Source organism: Pseudomonas sp. GCM10022186 (genome assembly GCF_042656385.1).
GTDB lineage: Bacteria > Pseudomonadota > Gammaproteobacteria > Pseudomonadales > Pseudomonadaceae > Metapseudomonas.
The window spans coordinates 94,420-110,402 of sequence record NZ_JBHSOU010000063.1 but is presented as its reverse complement, the minus strand read 5'-3'; the positions used below and the strand labels follow the sequence as shown (position 1 = coordinate 110,402).

The window sequence follows — 15,983 nt, the reverse complement described above, 5'->3', positions numbered from 1 at the left end:
ATGGCGGCACTGACGGCGGAGCAGGTGGAGGCGTTGATACGCGGCGGCGTGCCCATGGCCGAGGACATTGACCTGCGTATCGAGCGGCTGGATGCGGATGCTGCCCTGGCGCGGGTACCCTTCCAGTCCAAACTGGTGCGGCCGGGGGGCACTCTGTCCGGCCCGACCATCATGGCCCTGGCCGATGCGGCAATGTATGCGGTAGTGCTGGGACGACTGGGGAAAGTTGAAATGGCGGTGACGTCCAACTTGAACATCAACTTCCTGTCAAGACCCAGGCCGGTGGATCTATTTGCCGAGGCACGGATACTTAAACTTGGTCGGCGTCAAGCAGTTTGTGAAGTATCCCTCTATTCACTGGGCGGGGAAGATGATCTTGTCGCTCATGTGACCGGCACTTATGCATTGCCACTGGGTGACTAAGTCGCGGATATGGGTTTGATTAAAATTCGTTCAGCCTGGTGATGTCCGTCGATTGGAATTCACTCGGTCCGCTGATTAAAAAATCGCCAATGAATTGATCAAGGTTTGAACAGTTCGAGCAAAAAGAAACCCGGCCTAGGCCGGGTTTCCTTTATCACATTGCTGTACGCGAGGGATATTACAGAATATCCAGCGGGTACTCGGTGATCACGCGAACTTCGTCGTTGGCGGTGCCGCCAGCGGAGCCGAAGAAGGCCATGTCGCTGTTGGCGCGCCAGGAGGCGTGGCGAATGCGGATGGACAGGTCTTTGGCGGCGCCTTCCTGAACCACGTACTTGGCCTCGATGTCGCGTTCCCATTCCTTGCCGTCTTCGCCGATCGCGCCAGCGAAGGCGCCGTTCGGGTCGGCCTTGGTGCCGTCGACGTCGTCGCCGGTGATGTAGCGAGCCATGAAGCTCAGGCCGGGCACGCCGTACTCAGCCATGTTCAGGTCGTAGCGAACCTGGATGGACTTCTCGTTCGGGCCGTTGAAGTCGGAGTACTGGACGGAGTTGGCCAGGAAGATGGAGTCGCCGGAGTTCTGGCCGTCCATCGAGATGTAGTCGAAGGGCTCGTCGCCGTTCACCTTCTGGTAGGCCAGGGTGAGCTTGTGGGCGCCGATGGAGTAGGCGGCGGCAGCGGACCAGGCGGTGCTGTCGAGATCGCCAGCCAGGGCCTTGCCTTCGTCCAGGGTGCGGTAGGCGTTGAAGTCCAGGTTCAGGGCCTGGCTGTCGCTGAACGGGAAGTTAAGGTTCAGGTTGCCGTAGTACTGGCGCCAGATGTCTTCCAGCTCGGAGCCGTACAGGCTGGCGCTGACGTTGTCGGTGAAGGCGTAGGAACCGCCTACGTAGTCAGCGGTGTCGCTGGCGATACCGGTGTAGGTGGTGGTGATTTCGCCGTGGCGGTTGGTGGAGGCGCTGCCGTCACGAATGGAGGTGAAGTGGCCGGCGTCGATGTTCAGGCCTTCGATCTCGCTGCTGGTCAGCTGGAAGCCTTCAGCGGAGCCCGGGAACAGGCGAGCGGTGCCGGTGGCGAATACCGGAGCGGTCGGGAACAGGTTGCCGTACTTCAGCTGGGTGTTGGAGAGCTGCGCTTTGACGGCGCCGCCAGCGTAGGAGTAATCGTCTTGGGAACGGCCGTCGGAGCCGGTCGGGAGCAGGCCGGTACCGTTGGTGCCATTGCCGCTGTCCAGTTTCAGACCCAGCATGCCGTGGGCGTCAACACCGAAACCAACGGTGCCCTGGGTATAGCCGGACTCGTAAATGGCGCTGATGCCATGGGCCCATTCTTTACGGTAGTTCTGGTTGGGGGCTTCGTTGTTGCGGAAGTCACGGTAGAAGAAGAAGTTCTTGTTCAGCAGGGTCAGGTTGCTGTCTTCTACGAAGCCCTTGGACTCTTCCTGGGCGCTGGCGAATGCCAACTGCATGCTACCGGCGGTCACGGCCAGAGCCAGTGCGCTCCACTTCATCACTTGCATTGTGATTGCTCCTTTGGTTTTGAAGATTCTCGCCGCTTTCTTATTCAATGGAAGGCGGTTCTTTCTTTTTGTGTCGGCGCTAACTTATAGCACGGCGACAATAATGGCGATAGTTGAAACCTGGTCCTTACGATTTCTTCACAGTGCTGTCGCAAATCGAGAAGAGCTGTGTCGCATATCTATAGGTTCCGCCTTGCATCCCTTCTTCCCCTATGTATCCGAGGCACTTTGCGGGTGGGTGTCCATTGGATTTATTCCCGATCCCGTCTGTGACCTGGCTGCTGCCAAGCAACAAACGTGCACAAACCAGGGGTGTCGACGCGAAAAATGGCCTTTGCCTTGTGGTGTGGTCGTTCCAGGGTGGCGAAGCCCCGATGCCTGCATGGTCGATGAGGGGAATGCGCTGCCCTGAAATGAGGCATCCAGCGCGCCGGGCGGCTCTTGACAGTCAGTGCCGGGAAAGCGTGAAGGTGGCGCGAGCCGGCGTCCTGAGCGGAAGGCCGTAACTCCTGGTGTTGCCAGCGGTAACGAAATGCGAGGGCTGCGCTGATCTGGTGCGTGCGGTAACGCTGCCTGTCCGGCCTTCCTTATATATAGCTGGTGCGCCGCGACGAGTTTCACTCGAGCGATGGCTTGGCTATGCTGCGCGGCCTCGTCTCCGCCGCCCGGCACTGGGCTGGTGAATGGGGCGGGGGTTAAGCTCAGTTATCCTCAAGTCGAACAGGAGAGGTCAGTATGTTCACCCTGGACCCGAGACTTCAGCAGGACACCCTGCCGATTGGTGATTTCCCCCTGTGCCGGCTGTTGTTGATGAACGATGCGCAATATCCCTGGTTCATCCTGGTGCCGCGCCGTGAGGAGGTCGCCGAGTTGTTCCAGCTCGGCGACGAAGACCAGCGCCAACTCTGGCAGGAAACCAGCTTTCTGGCCGAAACCCTCAAGGATGCCTTCGGCGCCGACAAGATGAATGTCGCCACCCTGGGTAACCTGGTCAGCCAGTTGCACATGCATGTGATTATCCGGCGCCGCGATGACGCGGCCTGGCCGGCGCCGGTCTGGGGCCGGCACCCGGCGGTGCCCTACTCGGCGGAGCAGGTCGCTGCTATCCGGTCCAGGCTGCGCCTGGTGTTGGCCGACGATTTCCGCTTCGTGGAGGATTGAACATGAGCCTGGAAATGCGCATTGCCGACCTGGAGAGCCGCCTGGCCTTCCAGGATGACACCATCCAGACCCTCAACGATGTGCTGGTGGAGCAGCAGCGGGTGGTGGAACGCTTGCAGCTGCAACTGGCGGCCCTGGCCAAGCGCCAGGAGGAGTTGCTCAGCCAGTTCGGGCCGGGCGAGGATGAAGCGCCGCCCCCCCATTACTGATCGCCCATGAAAAAGCCCGCCGATTCAGGCGGGCTTTTTCATGGGCGGTGCTCAGCGCCTGCTGGGGAGCGCGGCGATCACGTCTTCGGCCTGCAGGCCCTTGTCCCGCTGGATCACCGAGAACTCCACGCGCTGTCCCTCGATGAGCACACGGTGACCTTCGCCGCGGATGGCGCGAAAGTGCACGAAGATGTCATCCCCCGAGTCGCGGGAGATGAAGCCGAAGCCCTTGGACGTGTTGAACCACTTCACCGTGCCGGTTTCGCGATTGGACATGTCCTGGGGCAGGGGAGCTGCCTGGGTGACCTTGCGCAGGTTGATGGCCAGGTGCAGCGCCACGGCCAGGATCACGGCGAGGATGCTGGCCAGGATCGCCGGCTGCTCGCCGATCGACGGCAGCGGGGCGAGGAGGACCAGAGTCTGCAGGATCACCGCCAGCACCAGCAGGGCGGAAACGAGGGTCTGCAGCTGGTTGTGCATGCCCTTGGCCCAGGCCGGCACCACCGGTGCCAGCAGCAGGTTGAGCAGGCCGCAGAAAGCGAGGTAAAGCGCATCGGGCTGTTGCAGGTAGGGCAGGGTTTCAACGCGCAGGCTTGGAATGAAGGACAGAAGCAATGCGGCAGCCCCCGTCAACAGATGGACGATTTTCAGTATGTTCAATGGATTCACCTTGGAAACGGAATCTCTTACGGAAGAGCCGGGCCGCGCGGGATGAAAAGGGCGCAGGCATCGGCCTATGCCGCATGACCCCGGGATCGGCATGCGGCACGGGCTGTATTTAACAGCAAAGGGCAGGGCTACTCAAATCAAGCGCTTAGCAGAGGTTCCGAGGCTGGCGGATGCACCTGGTTGCGGCCATTCCGCTTGGCCTGGTAGAGGGCGTCGTCGGCGCGGGTAATGAAGCTTTCGAGGCTATCGCCGGGTTCTGCCAGGGCAAGACCGAAGCTGGCGGTGATGGTGTCGAGGACCTGGTCGGTACGGCGGACCTTGACGCGTAGTGCCTGGACCTTGCCGCGCAGTTGCTCGGCGAAGCGCCGGGCGCTATCCAGGTCCCGGCAATCGCGCAGCAGCACGCAGAACTCCTCGCCGCCATAGCGGCCTGCCATGGCGCGCGCCGGCAGCAGTTCGCGCAGCAATTGGCCGACGTGCTGGAGTACGCGGTCGCCCAGCGGGTGGCCGAACTGGTCGTTGAACTGCTTGAAATGGTCGATATCCAGCATCACCAGGGCCAGACCTTCCTGGCCATTCTTCAGGGACTGATCCAGCAGGCGGGTGAAGGCCTGGCGATTGAATACCTGGGTCAGGCCATCCAGGGTGGCGGCCAGTTGCGCGCGTTCCAGCTGGTTGCGCAGATGCTGGATTTCCGATTGCGCGGCGTGCAGGCGGTAGAGGAACTGCTGCTGCTGCTCCTGCATCAGCTGGGTGCTTTCCTGGAGGTGGCTGAGCACGCCGGGCAGGTCGTCGATGATGGGTTCGTGCAGGGCGGCCAGGCCGCTCGCCAGGCTGCTCTGATAGGCCTGGCTGCCGGTCACGCTGCGGCTGACGTCGCTTTCGATGTCATCCACCAGTTCGATGACCTGCTGCTGGCCCTGGCGCGCCTCTTCCAGTTCGCCGCGGATGATGTAGTCACGGAACAGCTTGATCGCCGACTCCGGCGGGAAGACGTCGAAATCCTGGGTGATCTTGTCGAGGCGACGGTTGAGGTCGGGTTCCAGCCCTTTGCTGTAGGTGTACCAGAGGGCGTAATGCACCGGGTTCGGCGGAATCGAATGGCGCACCATGAGGGGGACGGCCTGTTTCAGCAGGTCAGCGGCCTCACGGGTTTCTTCGGGGAATAGCTCAAGCAGCGACGGCGGTTTCGGAGGCTGGCTCATGCACTTCACTGTGACGAGATGTCGAATTGCCAGAGCATAGAACAGGCGGGCTGCGGCGCCTAGCGAAAGGCCCGGTTTCCCGGGCCTTTTTGATCGGCCTGCAGGTCAGGCGGCGAGGAGGCTGCGGAGCATCCAGGCGGTCTTTTCGTGGACCTGCATGCGTTGGGTCAGCAGGTCGGCGGTGGGCTCGTCGCTGACCTTGTCCAGCAGCGGGAAGATGCCGCGGGCGGTGCGTACTACGGCCTCCTGGCCCTGCACCAGTTGCTTGATCATGTCCTGTGCGCTGGGTACGCCTTCCTCTTCCTTGATGGAGGAGAGGCGGGCATAGGCGGCGTAGGTACCGGGTGCCGGGAAGCCCAGGGCGCGGATGCGTTCGGCGATGGCGTCGACCGCCAGGGCCAGCTCGTTGTACTGGCCTTCGAACATCAGGTGCAGGGTGTTGAACATCGGCCCGGTGACGTTCCAGTGGAAGTTGTGGGTCTTGAGGTAGAGGGTGTAGGTGTCGGCCAGCAGGCGGGACAGGCCCTCGGCGATGGCGGCGCGATCCTGTTCGGCGATTCCGATGTTGATTTCCATACCAGTTCTCCTCTCGGTAGCTTGTGGCCCGGAGCGGGCCCGTGATGGACGAAGCCTAGCACGGGGCCTGTGGGGGGCGGTCTTGCCTTCTGTCAATGGAAGCGATCGTTAGAAGTCATTGGTGCGGGCCGGGTTCAAGTCTTTTTCAGCAGTTTGCCCAGCAGTCGCGGGTAATTGGCGGGCAGCAGGCGTTGCAGGTGGTCGAGGAAACGGGCGTCGGCACCGACCATGATCCGCGGCTGGTCGGCCAGGATGCCGCGGATGATGATTTGCGCCGCCTGCTCCGCGGAGGTCCGAGCCAGCCTGTCGAAACGCTCTGCCGCCCGGGCGGCGTCGCTCTTGCCATCGACGCCCTGGTAGAAACGTGCCGAGCGGGCGATATTGGTGCGGATGCCGCCGGGATGGACACAGCTGACCTTGATGGGGGTGAGGCAGAGCTCCTGGCGCAGCGCTTCGGTGAAGCCGCGCACTGCGAACTTGCTGGCGTTGTAGGCGCCCTGGGTGGGGACGCTGACGATGCCGAAGATGCTCGACAGGTTGACGATATGCCCTTCTCCCTGGGCCAGGAGATGGGGAAGGAAGGCCTTGGTGCCATGCACCACGCCCCAGAAATTGACGCCCATCAGCCATTCGAAGTCGTCGTAGCGCAGCTCGGCAATGGTCTGGGATACCGCCACGCCGGCGTTGTTGATCACCAGGTGGGCGCTGCCGTGATCGGCGAGTACCTGGTTGGCGAAGGCGTGCACGGCGTCACGGTCGGCGACGTCCAGGGCGTGGGTGGAAACCTGCAGGCCGTCGCAGCGCAAGGGGGCTGCGGTGGCTTCGAGGCCGTCGGCGTCGATGTCGGCGAGGGCGAGGTGGCAGCCCTGGGCGGCGAGCTGATTGGCCAGTGCCCGGCCGATGCCGGAGCCGGCCCCCGTGATGACCGCGACCTTCCCTGCAAGCGGTTGCATCTTCACTCCTTGTAAGCTTCGCGTCCGTCCGTCGGGCGAGTGCTGGCGAGCTTAGTCACTGCCGGCGGGCGCGGCAAGCGACGTGGCGCCAGTTTGCACGGCCTGGAGGCGCCGGGTGGGCGGCTGCGTTTTGTCAATATTCGCTATATAATTCCGCCCTTTGCCGCGAACCCCGGCCTGTCCGGCAGGGGGTTGCACCTCCGCCGGATGCTCCGCCGCCCCCGGGTGGGCGGACGAATTCACGACTCAAGAGAAGCGAAACACGACCATGATGCGCAGCCACTATTGCGGCCAACTGAACGAGAGCCTGGACGGCCAGGAAGTCACCCTCTGCGGTTGGGTACACCGCCGCCGTGACCACGGCGGGGTCATTTTCCTCGATATCCGTGACCGCGAAGGCCTGGCCCAGGTGGTGTTCGACCCGGATCGCGAAGAAACCTTCGCCCGTGCCGACCGCGTGCGCAGCGAATTCGTGGTCAAGATCACCGGCAAGGTGCGCCTGCGCCCGGCCGGTGCGGTCAACCCGAACATGGCATCCGGTGCCATCGAGGTGCTGGGCTACGAGCTGGAAGTGCTGAACCAGGCCGAGACTCCGCCGTTCCCGCTGGACGAATATTCCGACGTGGGCGAGGAAACCCGTCTGCGCTACCGCTTCATCGACCTGCGTCGCCCGGAAATGGCTGCCAAGCTGAAGCTGCGCTCCAGCATCACCAGCAGCATCCGCCGCTACCTGGACGAGAATGGCTTCCTCGACGTCGAGACGCCGATCCTGACCCGCGCCACCCCGGAAGGCGCCCGCGACTACCTGGTGCCGAGCCGCACCCATCCCGGCAACTTCTTCGCCCTGCCGCAATCGCCCCAGCTGTTCAAGCAGCTGCTGATGGTGGCCGGCTTCGACCGCTACTACCAGATCGCCAAGTGCTTCCGCGACGAAGACCTGCGTGCCGACCGCCAGCCGGAATTCACCCAGATCGACATCGAGACCAGCTTCCTCGACGAGAGCGACATCATCGGCATCACCGAGAACATGATTCGCAAGCTGTTCAAGGAAGTGCTGGACGTCGAGTTCGGCGAATTCCCGCACATGCCCTTCGAAGAGGCCATGCGCCGCTATGGCTCCGACAAGCCCGACCTGCGGATCCCGCTGGAATTGGTGGACGTCGCCGACCAGCTGCAGGCCGTTGAATTCAAGGTGTTCTCCGGCCCGGCCAACGATCCGAAAGGCCGCGTCGCCGCCCTGCGTGTGCCGGGTGCCGCGAGCATGCCGCGCAGCCAGATCGACGACTACACCAAGTTCGTCGGCATCTATGGCGCCAAGGGCCTGGCCTACATCAAGGTCAACGAGCGCGCCAAGGGTGTGGAAGGCCTGCAGTCGCCGATCGTCAAGTTCATTCCTGAAGAGAACCTCAACGTGATCCTCGATCGCGTGGGCGCGGTCGACGGCGACATCGTGTTCTTCGGTGCCGACAAGTTCAAAGTGGTGTGCGACGCCCTGGGCGCCCTGCGCATCAAGATCGGCCACGACCTCAAGCTGCTCACCTGCGAATGGGCGCCGATGTGGGTGGTGGACTTCCCGATGTTCGAAGAGAACGACGATGGCGGCCTGACTTCGCTGCACCATCCCTTCACCTCGCCCAAGTGCAGCCCGGAAGAGCTGGAGGCCAACCCGGCCGCGGCCCTGTCCCGCGCCTACGACATGGTGCTGAACGGCACCGAGCTGGGCGGCGGTTCCATCCGTATCCATGACAAGGCCATGCAGCAGGCGGTATTCCGCGTGCTCGGCATCAGCGAGGAAGAGCAGGAAGAGAAGTTCGGCTTCCTCCTCGACGCCCTGAAGTACGGCGCTCCGCCCCATGGTGGCCTGGCCTTCGGCCTGGATCGCCTGGTGATGCTGATGACCGGCGCCGCGTCGATCCGCGAAGTGATCGCCTTCCCGAAAACCCAGAGTGCGGCCTGCGTCATGACCCAGGCTCCGGGGGCCGTGGATGCCAAGGCCCTGCGCGAGCTGAATATCCGCCTGCGCGAGCAGGCCAAGGTCGAGTAAGTAGAGAACCAACCCTGGACGGCGCCACAGGGCGCCGTCCGTTCAGAGAGTACGGAGTGAGTTATGGCTGGTCATTCCAAATGGGCCAACATCAAGCACCGCAAGGAGCGTCAGGACGCCAAGCGCGGCAAGATCTTCACCAAGCTCATCCGTGAGCTGACCGTGGCCGCCAAGCACGGCGGCGGCAACCCTGCGGACAACCCGCGTCTGCGCCTGGCCGTGGACAAGGCGCTGACCGCGAACATGACCCGCGACACCATCGATCGCGCCATCGCCCGTGGCGCCGGCTCCAACGATGCCGACAACATGGTCGAGCTGAGCTATGAAGGGTATGCCCCGAGCGGCGTGGCCATCATCGTCGAAGCCATGACCGACAACCGCAACCGCACCGCGGCCGAAGTGCGCCATGCCTTCAGCAAATGCGGCGGCAACCTGGGCACCGACGGCTCGGTGGCCTACATGTTCGACCGCAAGGGCCAGATCAGCTACGCCCCTGGCGTGAATGAAGAAGCCTTGATGGAAGCGGCACTGGAAGCCGGTGCCGACGACGTCGTGGCCGAGGAAGACGGTTCCGTCGAGGTCTACACCACCTTCGCCGACTTCCTCTCGGTGAACGAGGCCCTGACCGCCGCCGGTTTCAAGGGTGACGAGGCCGAGGTGGCGATGATCCCGTCCATCACCGCGCCCATCACCGACCTGGAAACCGCGCAGAAGGTCATGAAGCTGATCGACATGCTGGAAGACCTGGACGACGTCCAGAACGTCTACCACAACGCCGAGATCCCTGACGAGATCATGGAGCAGCTCGGCTGAGTGCTGGCGTGATCGCGAAGCCGGAAGTCGCCCCGCGCGCTTCCGGCTTTTTTGTTGGTGGACGGGTCCGTATACTCGCGGCTGGATAAATAGACAGTGTGTCGGCCTCGGTCGGCCCATGGAGTTTGCGGCGGCATGACCCTGATTCTTGGTATCGACCCCGGTTCGCGGATCACCGGCTACGGCGTGGTCCGGGATACCGGGCGCGGCTGCGAATACATCGCCTCGGGCTGCATCCGCACCGGTGCCGGCGAGCTGCATGAGCGCCTGCAGATCGTCTTCCGTGGCGTGGGCGAGGTGATCCGCACCTACGGTCCGGTGACCATGGGCATCGAGCAGGTGTTCATGGCGCGCAATGCCGATTCCGCGCTCAAGCTGGGCCAGGCCCGTGGCGCGGCCATAGTCGCGGCGGCGGAAGCCGGCCTGGAGATCGCCGAGTACACCGCCAGCCAGGTCAAGCAGGCTATCGCCGGTACCGGCGGCGCCGACAAGCAGCAGGTGCAGATGATGGTCATGCACCTGCTCAAGCTGGTGCAGAAGCCGCAGATCGATGCCTCTGATGCCCTGGCCATCGCCCTGTGTCATGCACACCACCGACAGAGCCTGATACCCCACGGGCTGGCGACCGCCAAGCGGCGGGGCGGCCGGCTTCGTTTGTAACCCTTTCAAAGGACGCACTTCGTGATTGGACGCCTGCGCGGCAACCTGGCGGAAAAGCAACCGCCGCACCTGATCCTCGATGTCAACGGCGTGGGCTACGAGCTGGAAGTGCCCATGACCACGCTCTATCGCCTGCCTTCGGTCGGCGAGCCCGTCACCCTGCACACCCACCTGGTGGTGCGCGAGGATGCCCAACTGCTCTACGGCTTCTGGGACAAGCGCGACCGCGAGCTGTTCCGCGAACTGATCCGCCTCAATGGCGTCGGCCCCAAGCTGGCCCTGGCACTGATGTCCGGCCTGGAAGTGGACGAACTGGTGCGCTGCGTGCAGGCCCAGGACACCTCCACCCTGGTGAAGATCCCGGGCGTCGGCAAGAAGACCGCCGAGCGCCTGCTGGTGGAGCTCAAGGACCGCTTCAAGGCCTGGGAGACCATGCCGGCCATCGCCACCCTGGTGGTCGAACCCCGCGTCGGCGTGGCAGTCTCCAGTGCTGAAAACGACGCCCTGAGTGCGCTGATCGCCCTCGGCTTCAAGCCCCAGGAAGCCAGCCGGGCGGTGTCCGCCATCAAGGAAGACGGGCTGTCCAGCGAAGATATGATCCGTCGTGCCCTGAAAGGAATGGTGTAAACCCCCATGATCGAAGCCGACCGCCTGATCACCGCCAGCAGCCGCGACCGCGACGAGCAACTGGACCGAGCCATTCGCCCGCTCAAGCTGGCCGACTATATCGGCCAGCCGGTGGTGCGCGAGCAGATGGAACTGTTCATCCAGGCGGCCAGGGGGCGCAGCGAGGCCCTCGACCATACCCTGATCTTCGGCCCGCCCGGCCTGGGCAAGACCACCCTGGCCAACATCATCGCCAGCGAGATGGGCGTGGCCATCAAAAGCACCTCCGGCCCGGTGCTGGAGCGTCCGGGCGACCTGGCGGCGCTGCTTACCAACCTGGAAGCCGGCGATGTGCTCTTCGTCGACGAGATCCATCGTCTTTCGCCCATCGTGGAAGAGGTACTCTATCCGGCGATGGAGGACTTCCAGCTCGACATCATGATCGGCGAGGGGCCGGCGGCGCGCTCCATCAAGCTCGACCTGCCGCCCTTCACCCTGGTCGGCGCCACCACCCGCGCCGGCATGCTCACCAACCCGCTGCGCGACCGCTTCGGCATCGTCCAGCGCCTGGAGTTCTACAGCACCCAGGACCTGACCACCATCGTCAGCCGCTCGGCCGGCATCCTCGGCCTGCATATCGAGCCCGAGGGCGCCTTCGAGATCGCCCGTCGCGCCCGTGGCACGCCGCGTATCGCCAACCGTCTGCTGCGGCGGGTGCGGGATTTCGCCGAGGTGCGTGCCCAGGGGCAGATCACCCGTCCCATCGCCGACCAGGCGCTGAACCTGCTGGACGTCGACGAGCGTGGTTTCGACCACCAGGACCGGCGTCTACTGCTGACCATGATCGACAAGTTCGATGGCGGCCCGGTGGGCATCGACAACCTGGCGGCGGCCATCAGCGAAGAACGCCACACGATCGAGGATGTGCTCGAGCCCTACCTGATCCAGCAGGGCTACATCATGCGCACGCCGCGGGGGAGGGTAGTGACCCGGCATGCTTACCTGCACTTCGGCCTGAACCTGCCCAAGCGCATGGCGGAAAGCCCCGCTGTCGATTTGTTCGGCTCGGGTGACGAATAGCCACTTCCGTGGTCGAAGCGCTCGGCAGCAACAGGTCGATGAAAAAACAGTTGCCCCACCGGATTGGCAACCTTAGGAGTAAGCACTAGAGTATGCGCGCGCAAAATGGGGCCCAGCCTTTCCAGCATCGTTGTCGCGTCTATTACGAGGACACCGATGCCGGCGGCATCGTCTACTACGTCAATTACCTCAAGTTCATGGAGCGGGCTCGAACCGAGCGTCTGCGAAGCCTGGGCTTTGCCCAGTCCGAGCTGGCCGGAGAGAACCTGCTGTTCGTCGTTCATTCGGCCGAAGCGCGCTACCTGGCGCCGGCGAAGCTGGACGACGAGCTGAACGTCAGTGCCGAGGTGATGGAGTTGAACCGTGCCAGCCTGCGTTTTCGTCAACAGGTCAGGCGCGCCGCCGATGACGCATTGCTATGCGAAGGGCAGTTCCTGATTGCCTGTGTACGTGCCGACAGTTTGAAACCCCGGGCGATCCCCGAAGCGCTGCGTGAAGCCTTCGCCGCCGACCCGGGTCTATTCCCAGCAGGAGATTAAGCGTGGAAGCCAACGTCGTCGACCATACCTCCATGTGGAGCCTGATCAGCAACGCCAGTATCGTGGTGCAGCTGGTCATGCTGACCCTGGTGGCCGCCTCGGTCACCTCCTGGATCATGATCTTCCAGCGCAGCAACATGCTGCGTGCCGCCAAGAAGTCCCTGGAGACTTTCGAAGAGCGCTTCTGGTCCGGCATCGACCTGTCCAAGCTGTACCGCCAGGCCGGCAGCAATCCGGACCCGGACTGCGGTGTCGAGCAGATCTTCCGTGCCGGTTTCAAGGAATTCTCCCGTCTGCGCCAGCAGGCCGGCGTCGACCCGGACGCGGTGATGGAAGGCGTGGCCCGTGCCATGCGCGTAGCCATCTCCCGTGAAGAAGAAAAACTCGAACAGAGCCTGCCGTTCCTCGCCACTGTGGGTTCCACCAGTCCGTACATCGGCCTGTTCGGCACCGTCTGGGGCATCATGAACTCCTTCCGTGGCCTGGCCCAGGTGCAGCAGGCGACCCTGGCCACCGTGGCCCCCGGCATCGCCGAGGCGCTGATCGCCACCGCCATCGGCCTGTTCGCCGCGATCCCGGCCGTCATCGCCTACAACCGCTTCGCCGCCCGCGGCGAAACCCTGGTCGGTCGCTACTACACCTTCGCCGACGAGTTCCAGGCCATCCTGCACCGCAAGGTGCACACCAGCGACGAGTAAGCCGCCGGGACCCTGAGAGGAAAGGTTTCAAGCCATGGCCAGAATCCGCCACAAACGCAAACCGGTCGCCGAGATGAACGTCGTGCCCTACATCGACGTCATGCTCGTGCTGCTGGTGATCTTCATGGTCACCGCGCCCATGCTCAACCAGGGCGTCAAGGTCGACCTGCCGAAGGTCTCCAGCGAGGCCCTGCCGCAGGACAACAACGCCCGCGTCCTGACCATCTCGATCAAGGCCGACAAGTCCTACTACTGGAACATGGGCGAGGAGGTCGAGACCGACCAGACCCGCAAGAGCGAGACCTCGGTCTCCCTGGACCAGCTGGTCCAGGCGGCCTCCGGCATCATGTCCGAGAACAGCCGCCAGGGTAAGACGGTGCAGGTCTTCGTCCGCGGCGACAAGACGGTCGACTACGGCGCCGTGATGGCGGTGATGGGCGGCCTGCAGAAGGCCGGCGTGGCCAACGTCGGGCTGATCACCGAGGCGCCCTGATGCAGCAGCAGAGCGAACGCTCCTCCTCGGAAAGCTACTTCTGGCCGACCATCTGGGCCGTGGCCCTGCACGCCCTGATGTTCGGCATGCTGTTCGTCAGCTTCGCCTTCACCCCGGAACTGCCGCCTTCCCGGCCCATAGTCCAGGCCACCCTGTACCAGCTCAAATCCCAGAGCCAGGCCACGACCCAGACCAACCAGAAGATCGCTGGCGAGAAGAAGAAGACCACGGCGCCCCAGTACGAAACCGAGCAGCTGGAGCAGAAGAAGGCCGAGGAACAGAAGGTCGCGGCGGCCAAGGCGGAGGAACAAAAGAAGGCCGAGGAGGCTCGAAAGGCCGAGGCGGCTGAGCAGAAGGCCGAAGAGGCGAAGAAGGTAGCCGAAGCCAAGAAAGTCGAAGAGGCGAAGAAGGTCGAGGAGAAGAAACAGGCCGATTTCGCCAAGAAGAAAGCCGAAGAGGAAGCCAAGAAGAAGGCCGCCGACGAGGCGAAGAAGCTGGCCGCCGAAGAGGCCAAGAAAAAGGCCGCCGAGGAGGCGAAGAAGAAGGCGGTAGCCGAGGCAGCCAAGAAAAAGGCCGCTGAGGACGCCAAGAAGAAAGCCGCCGCCGACGCCGCCAAGAAGAAAGCGGCGGAACAGGCCAAGCGCAAGGCGGTCGAGGACAAGAAAGCCGCGGCCCTGGCCGAGCTGCTGTCCGAGGACGTGGGCCACCAGCAGGCGCTGGCCGATGAAATCGGTGACCAGGTCGCCGGCAGCCTCGATGACCTGATCATCAAGCTGGTCAGCGAGCAGTGGCGTCGCCCGCCATCGGCGCGTAACGGCATGAGCGTAGAGATAAGGATCGAGATGCTGCCCGATGGCACCATCACCAACGCCAGTGTCACCCGTTCCAGTGGCGATTCGCCTTTTGACCAGTCGGCCGTCAGTGCGGTCCGCAGCGTCGGGCGCATCCCCGAGATGCAACAATTGGACCGCGCTACCTTTGACCAGATGTACAGGCAGCGCCGGATCATCTTCAAACCGGAGGATTTGAGTCTGTGAATAACCTGATTCGTATCGTCCTGCTCGGGGTGGCCATGCTGGTCGGCTCCGTCCAGGCCGCCGACCCGCTGGTGATCACCAGCGGTACCGACCGGGCGACCCCGATCGCCGTGGTGCCCTTTGGCTGGCAGGGCGGCACCGTGCTGCCCACCGAAATGTCCGACGTCATCGGCACCGACCTGCGCAACTCCGGCTACTTCGAGCCGATCCCGCGGCAGAACATGATCAGCCTGCCGACCCAGGCCAGCGAAGTGATCTACCGCGACTGGAAGGCCCTCGGCGCCCAGTACGTGCTGGTGGGCAGCATCGCGCCGGCCGGTGGCCGCCTGCAGGTGCAGTTCGCCCTGTTCAACGTCACCACCGAACAGCAGGTCATGGCCGGCAACGTCAGTGGCTCCACCGACCAGCTGCGTGACATGGCGCACTACATCGCCGACCAGTCCTTCGAGAAGCTCACCGGCATCAAGGGCGCGTTCTCCACCCGCATGCTCTACGTGACCGCCGAGCGCTTCTCGGTGAACAACACCCGCTACACCCTGCAGCGTTCCGACTACGACGGCCAGCGCGCCGTGACCCTGCTGCAGTCCCGTGAGCCCATCCTCTCGCCGCGCTACGCGCCGGATGGCCGCCGCATCGCCTATGTGTCCTTCGAGCAGAAGCGCCCGCGCATCTTCATCCAGCACATCGACACCGGCCGCCGCGAGCAGATCACCAACTTCGAAGGCCTGAACGGCGCCCCGGCCTGGTCGCCGGAAGGCAATCGCCTGGCCTTCGTGCTGTCCCGCGACGGCAACCCGGAGATCTACGTGATGGATCTCGGTAGCCGCCAGCTGCGCCGCGTCACCAACAACATGGCGATCGACACCGAACCCTTCTGGGGCGCGGATGGCCAGACCCTCTACTTCACCTCGGATCGCGCCGGCAAGCCACAGGTCTACAAGACCAGCATCAGCGGTGGCGAGCCGCAGCGCGTGACCTTCACGGGCAACTACAACGCCAACCCGAAACTCTCGGCTGACGAGAAGATGCTGGTGATGATTCACCGCCAGGATGGTTTCACCAACTTCAAGGTGGCCGCCCAGGATCTGACCCGCGCAGGCAGCGCTCCGCGCATCCTTTCCGGCACCACCCTGGACGACTCGCCCACTGTTGCGCCTAATGGCACCATGCTAATCTACGCAACTCGCCAGCAGGGGGGCGGCGTATTGATGCTCGTGTCTACAAACGGGCGCGTACGGGTCCCGATTCCCACCGTTCAGGGCGACATTCGCGAACCTTCCTGGTCGCCGTACCTGAACTGA

18 protein-coding genes and 1 pseudogene are annotated in these 15,983 nt (G+C 63.6%); 13 read left to right on the top strand and 6 right to left on the bottom strand.

Annotated features, from left to right (window positions below):
• The first annotated feature begins 9 nt into the window (after window positions 1–9).
• Window positions 10–423 carry a PaaI family thioesterase gene (locus ACFPU0_RS21580; RefSeq protein WP_377695485.1) on the top strand — a complete coding sequence of 138 codons (414 nt, stop codon included), beginning with the start codon at window positions 10–12 and terminating at the stop codon, window positions 421–423.
• A 178-nt stretch (window positions 424–601) separates the two neighbouring features.
• Here ACFPU0_RS21580 and ACFPU0_RS21575 read toward each other — a convergent pair whose 3' ends face one another.
• Entirely contained in the window at window positions 602–1,939 is a 1,338-nt protein-coding gene (locus tag ACFPU0_RS21575; RefSeq protein ID WP_377695328.1) for an OprD family porin, read from the bottom strand.
• Window positions 1,940–2,674: 735 nt separating this feature from the next.
• On the opposite strand from ACFPU0_RS21575, the gene ACFPU0_RS21570 reads away from it, so the two are divergent.
• Both ACFPU0_RS21570 and ACFPU0_RS21565 read left to right on the top strand, forming a co-directional pair.
• On the top strand, window positions 2,675–3,100 hold the full coding sequence (locus ACFPU0_RS21570) for an HIT domain-containing protein (protein ID WP_377695327.1): 426 nt from the start codon (window positions 2,675–2,677) through the stop codon (window positions 3,098–3,100).
• A 2-nt stretch (window positions 3,101–3,102) separates the two neighbouring features.
• Window positions 3,103–3,309, top strand: coding sequence for a SlyX family protein (locus ACFPU0_RS21565; RefSeq protein WP_377695326.1), 207 nt, complete (start codon window positions 3,103–3,105; stop codon window positions 3,307–3,309).
• A 51-nt stretch (window positions 3,310–3,360) separates the two neighbouring features.
• Here the strand turns inward: ACFPU0_RS21565 and ACFPU0_RS21560 are convergent, their stop codons facing one another.
• From ACFPU0_RS21560 to ACFPU0_RS21540, 5 genes and pseudogenes are all read right to left on the bottom strand, one after another.
• A complete protein-coding gene (locus tag ACFPU0_RS21560; protein WP_162945915.1) occupies window positions 3,361–3,585 on the bottom strand; it encodes a cold shock domain-containing protein in 225 nt (74 codons plus the stop codon).
• A gap of 54 nt (window positions 3,586–3,639) precedes the next feature.
• Window positions 3,640–4,071: pseudogene (locus ACFPU0_RS21555) on the bottom strand (cold shock domain-containing protein membrane protein); the annotation flags it as partial.
• A gap of 44 nt (window positions 4,072–4,115) precedes the next feature.
• A complete protein-coding gene (locus ACFPU0_RS21550) occupies window positions 4,116–5,183 on the bottom strand; it encodes a GGDEF domain-containing protein (RefSeq protein WP_377695325.1) in 1,068 nt (355 codons plus the stop codon).
• Window positions 5,184–5,288: 105 nt separating this feature from the next.
• Window positions 5,289–5,759 (bottom strand): Dps family protein, encoded by a 471-nt coding sequence (locus ACFPU0_RS21545; protein WP_377695324.1) that lies wholly within the window; start codon window positions 5,757–5,759, stop codon window positions 5,289–5,291.
• 134 nt (window positions 5,760–5,893) lie between these two features.
• Window positions 5,894–6,712, bottom strand: coding sequence for an SDR family NAD(P)-dependent oxidoreductase (locus ACFPU0_RS21540; RefSeq protein ID WP_377695323.1), 819 nt, complete (start codon window positions 6,710–6,712; stop codon window positions 5,894–5,896).
• Window positions 6,713–6,980: 268 nt separating this feature from the next.
• Here ACFPU0_RS21540 and aspS point away from each other — a divergent pair, with 268 nt between their 5' ends.
• The 10 genes from aspS to tolB all read left to right on the top strand — a co-directional run bounded on the left by aspS (window position 6,981) and on the right by tolB (window position 15,983).
• Window positions 6,981–8,756: an aspartate--tRNA ligase gene (aspS, locus tag ACFPU0_RS21535; protein ID WP_377695322.1), complete on the top strand. Its 1,776-nt coding sequence runs from the start codon at window positions 6,981–6,983 to the stop codon at window positions 8,754–8,756.
• Window positions 8,757–8,819: 63 nt separating this feature from the next.
• The gene (locus ACFPU0_RS21530; protein ID WP_377695321.1) at window positions 8,820–9,569 is read left to right on the top strand and encodes a YebC/PmpR family DNA-binding transcriptional regulator; all 750 of its coding nucleotides are present in this window, start codon (window positions 8,820–8,822) and stop codon (window positions 9,567–9,569) included.
• Window positions 9,570–9,704: 135 nt separating this feature from the next.
• Entirely contained in the window at window positions 9,705–10,229 is a 525-nt protein-coding gene (ruvC, locus tag ACFPU0_RS21525) for a crossover junction endodeoxyribonuclease RuvC (RefSeq protein ID WP_377695320.1), read from the top strand.
• 21 nt (window positions 10,230–10,250) lie between these two features.
• Window positions 10,251–10,856, top strand: a complete 606-nt coding sequence (ruvA, locus tag ACFPU0_RS21520) for a Holliday junction branch migration protein RuvA (RefSeq protein ID WP_377695319.1) — start codon at window positions 10,251–10,253, stop codon at window positions 10,854–10,856.
• Between the two features lie 6 nt (window positions 10,857–10,862).
• Window positions 10,863–11,915: a Holliday junction branch migration DNA helicase RuvB gene (gene ruvB / locus ACFPU0_RS21515; RefSeq protein WP_377695318.1), complete on the top strand. Its 1,053-nt coding sequence runs from the start codon at window positions 10,863–10,865 to the stop codon at window positions 11,913–11,915.
• A gap of 92 nt (window positions 11,916–12,007) precedes the next feature.
• The gene (ybgC, locus tag ACFPU0_RS21510) at window positions 12,008–12,454 is read left to right on the top strand and encodes a tol-pal system-associated acyl-CoA thioesterase (protein ID WP_377695317.1); all 447 of its coding nucleotides are present in this window, start codon (window positions 12,008–12,010) and stop codon (window positions 12,452–12,454) included.
• A 2-nt stretch (window positions 12,455–12,456) separates the two neighbouring features.
• The gene (tolQ, locus tag ACFPU0_RS21505) at window positions 12,457–13,152 is read left to right on the top strand and encodes a protein TolQ (RefSeq protein ID WP_190831225.1); all 696 of its coding nucleotides are present in this window, start codon (window positions 12,457–12,459) and stop codon (window positions 13,150–13,152) included.
• 34 nt (window positions 13,153–13,186) lie between these two features.
• Window positions 13,187–13,645, top strand: coding sequence for a protein TolR (tolR, locus tag ACFPU0_RS21500; protein WP_377695316.1), 459 nt, complete (start codon window positions 13,187–13,189; stop codon window positions 13,643–13,645).
• Entirely contained in the window at window positions 13,645–14,682 is a 1,038-nt protein-coding gene (tolA, locus tag ACFPU0_RS21495) for a cell envelope integrity protein TolA (protein ID WP_377695315.1), read from the top strand. The genes tolR and tolA overlap by 1 nt, the downstream gene beginning before the upstream one ends.
• Window positions 14,679–15,983, top strand: a complete 1,305-nt coding sequence (gene tolB / locus ACFPU0_RS21490; RefSeq protein ID WP_377695314.1) for a Tol-Pal system beta propeller repeat protein TolB — start codon at window positions 14,679–14,681, stop codon at window positions 15,981–15,983. The genes tolA and tolB overlap by 4 nt, the downstream gene beginning before the upstream one ends.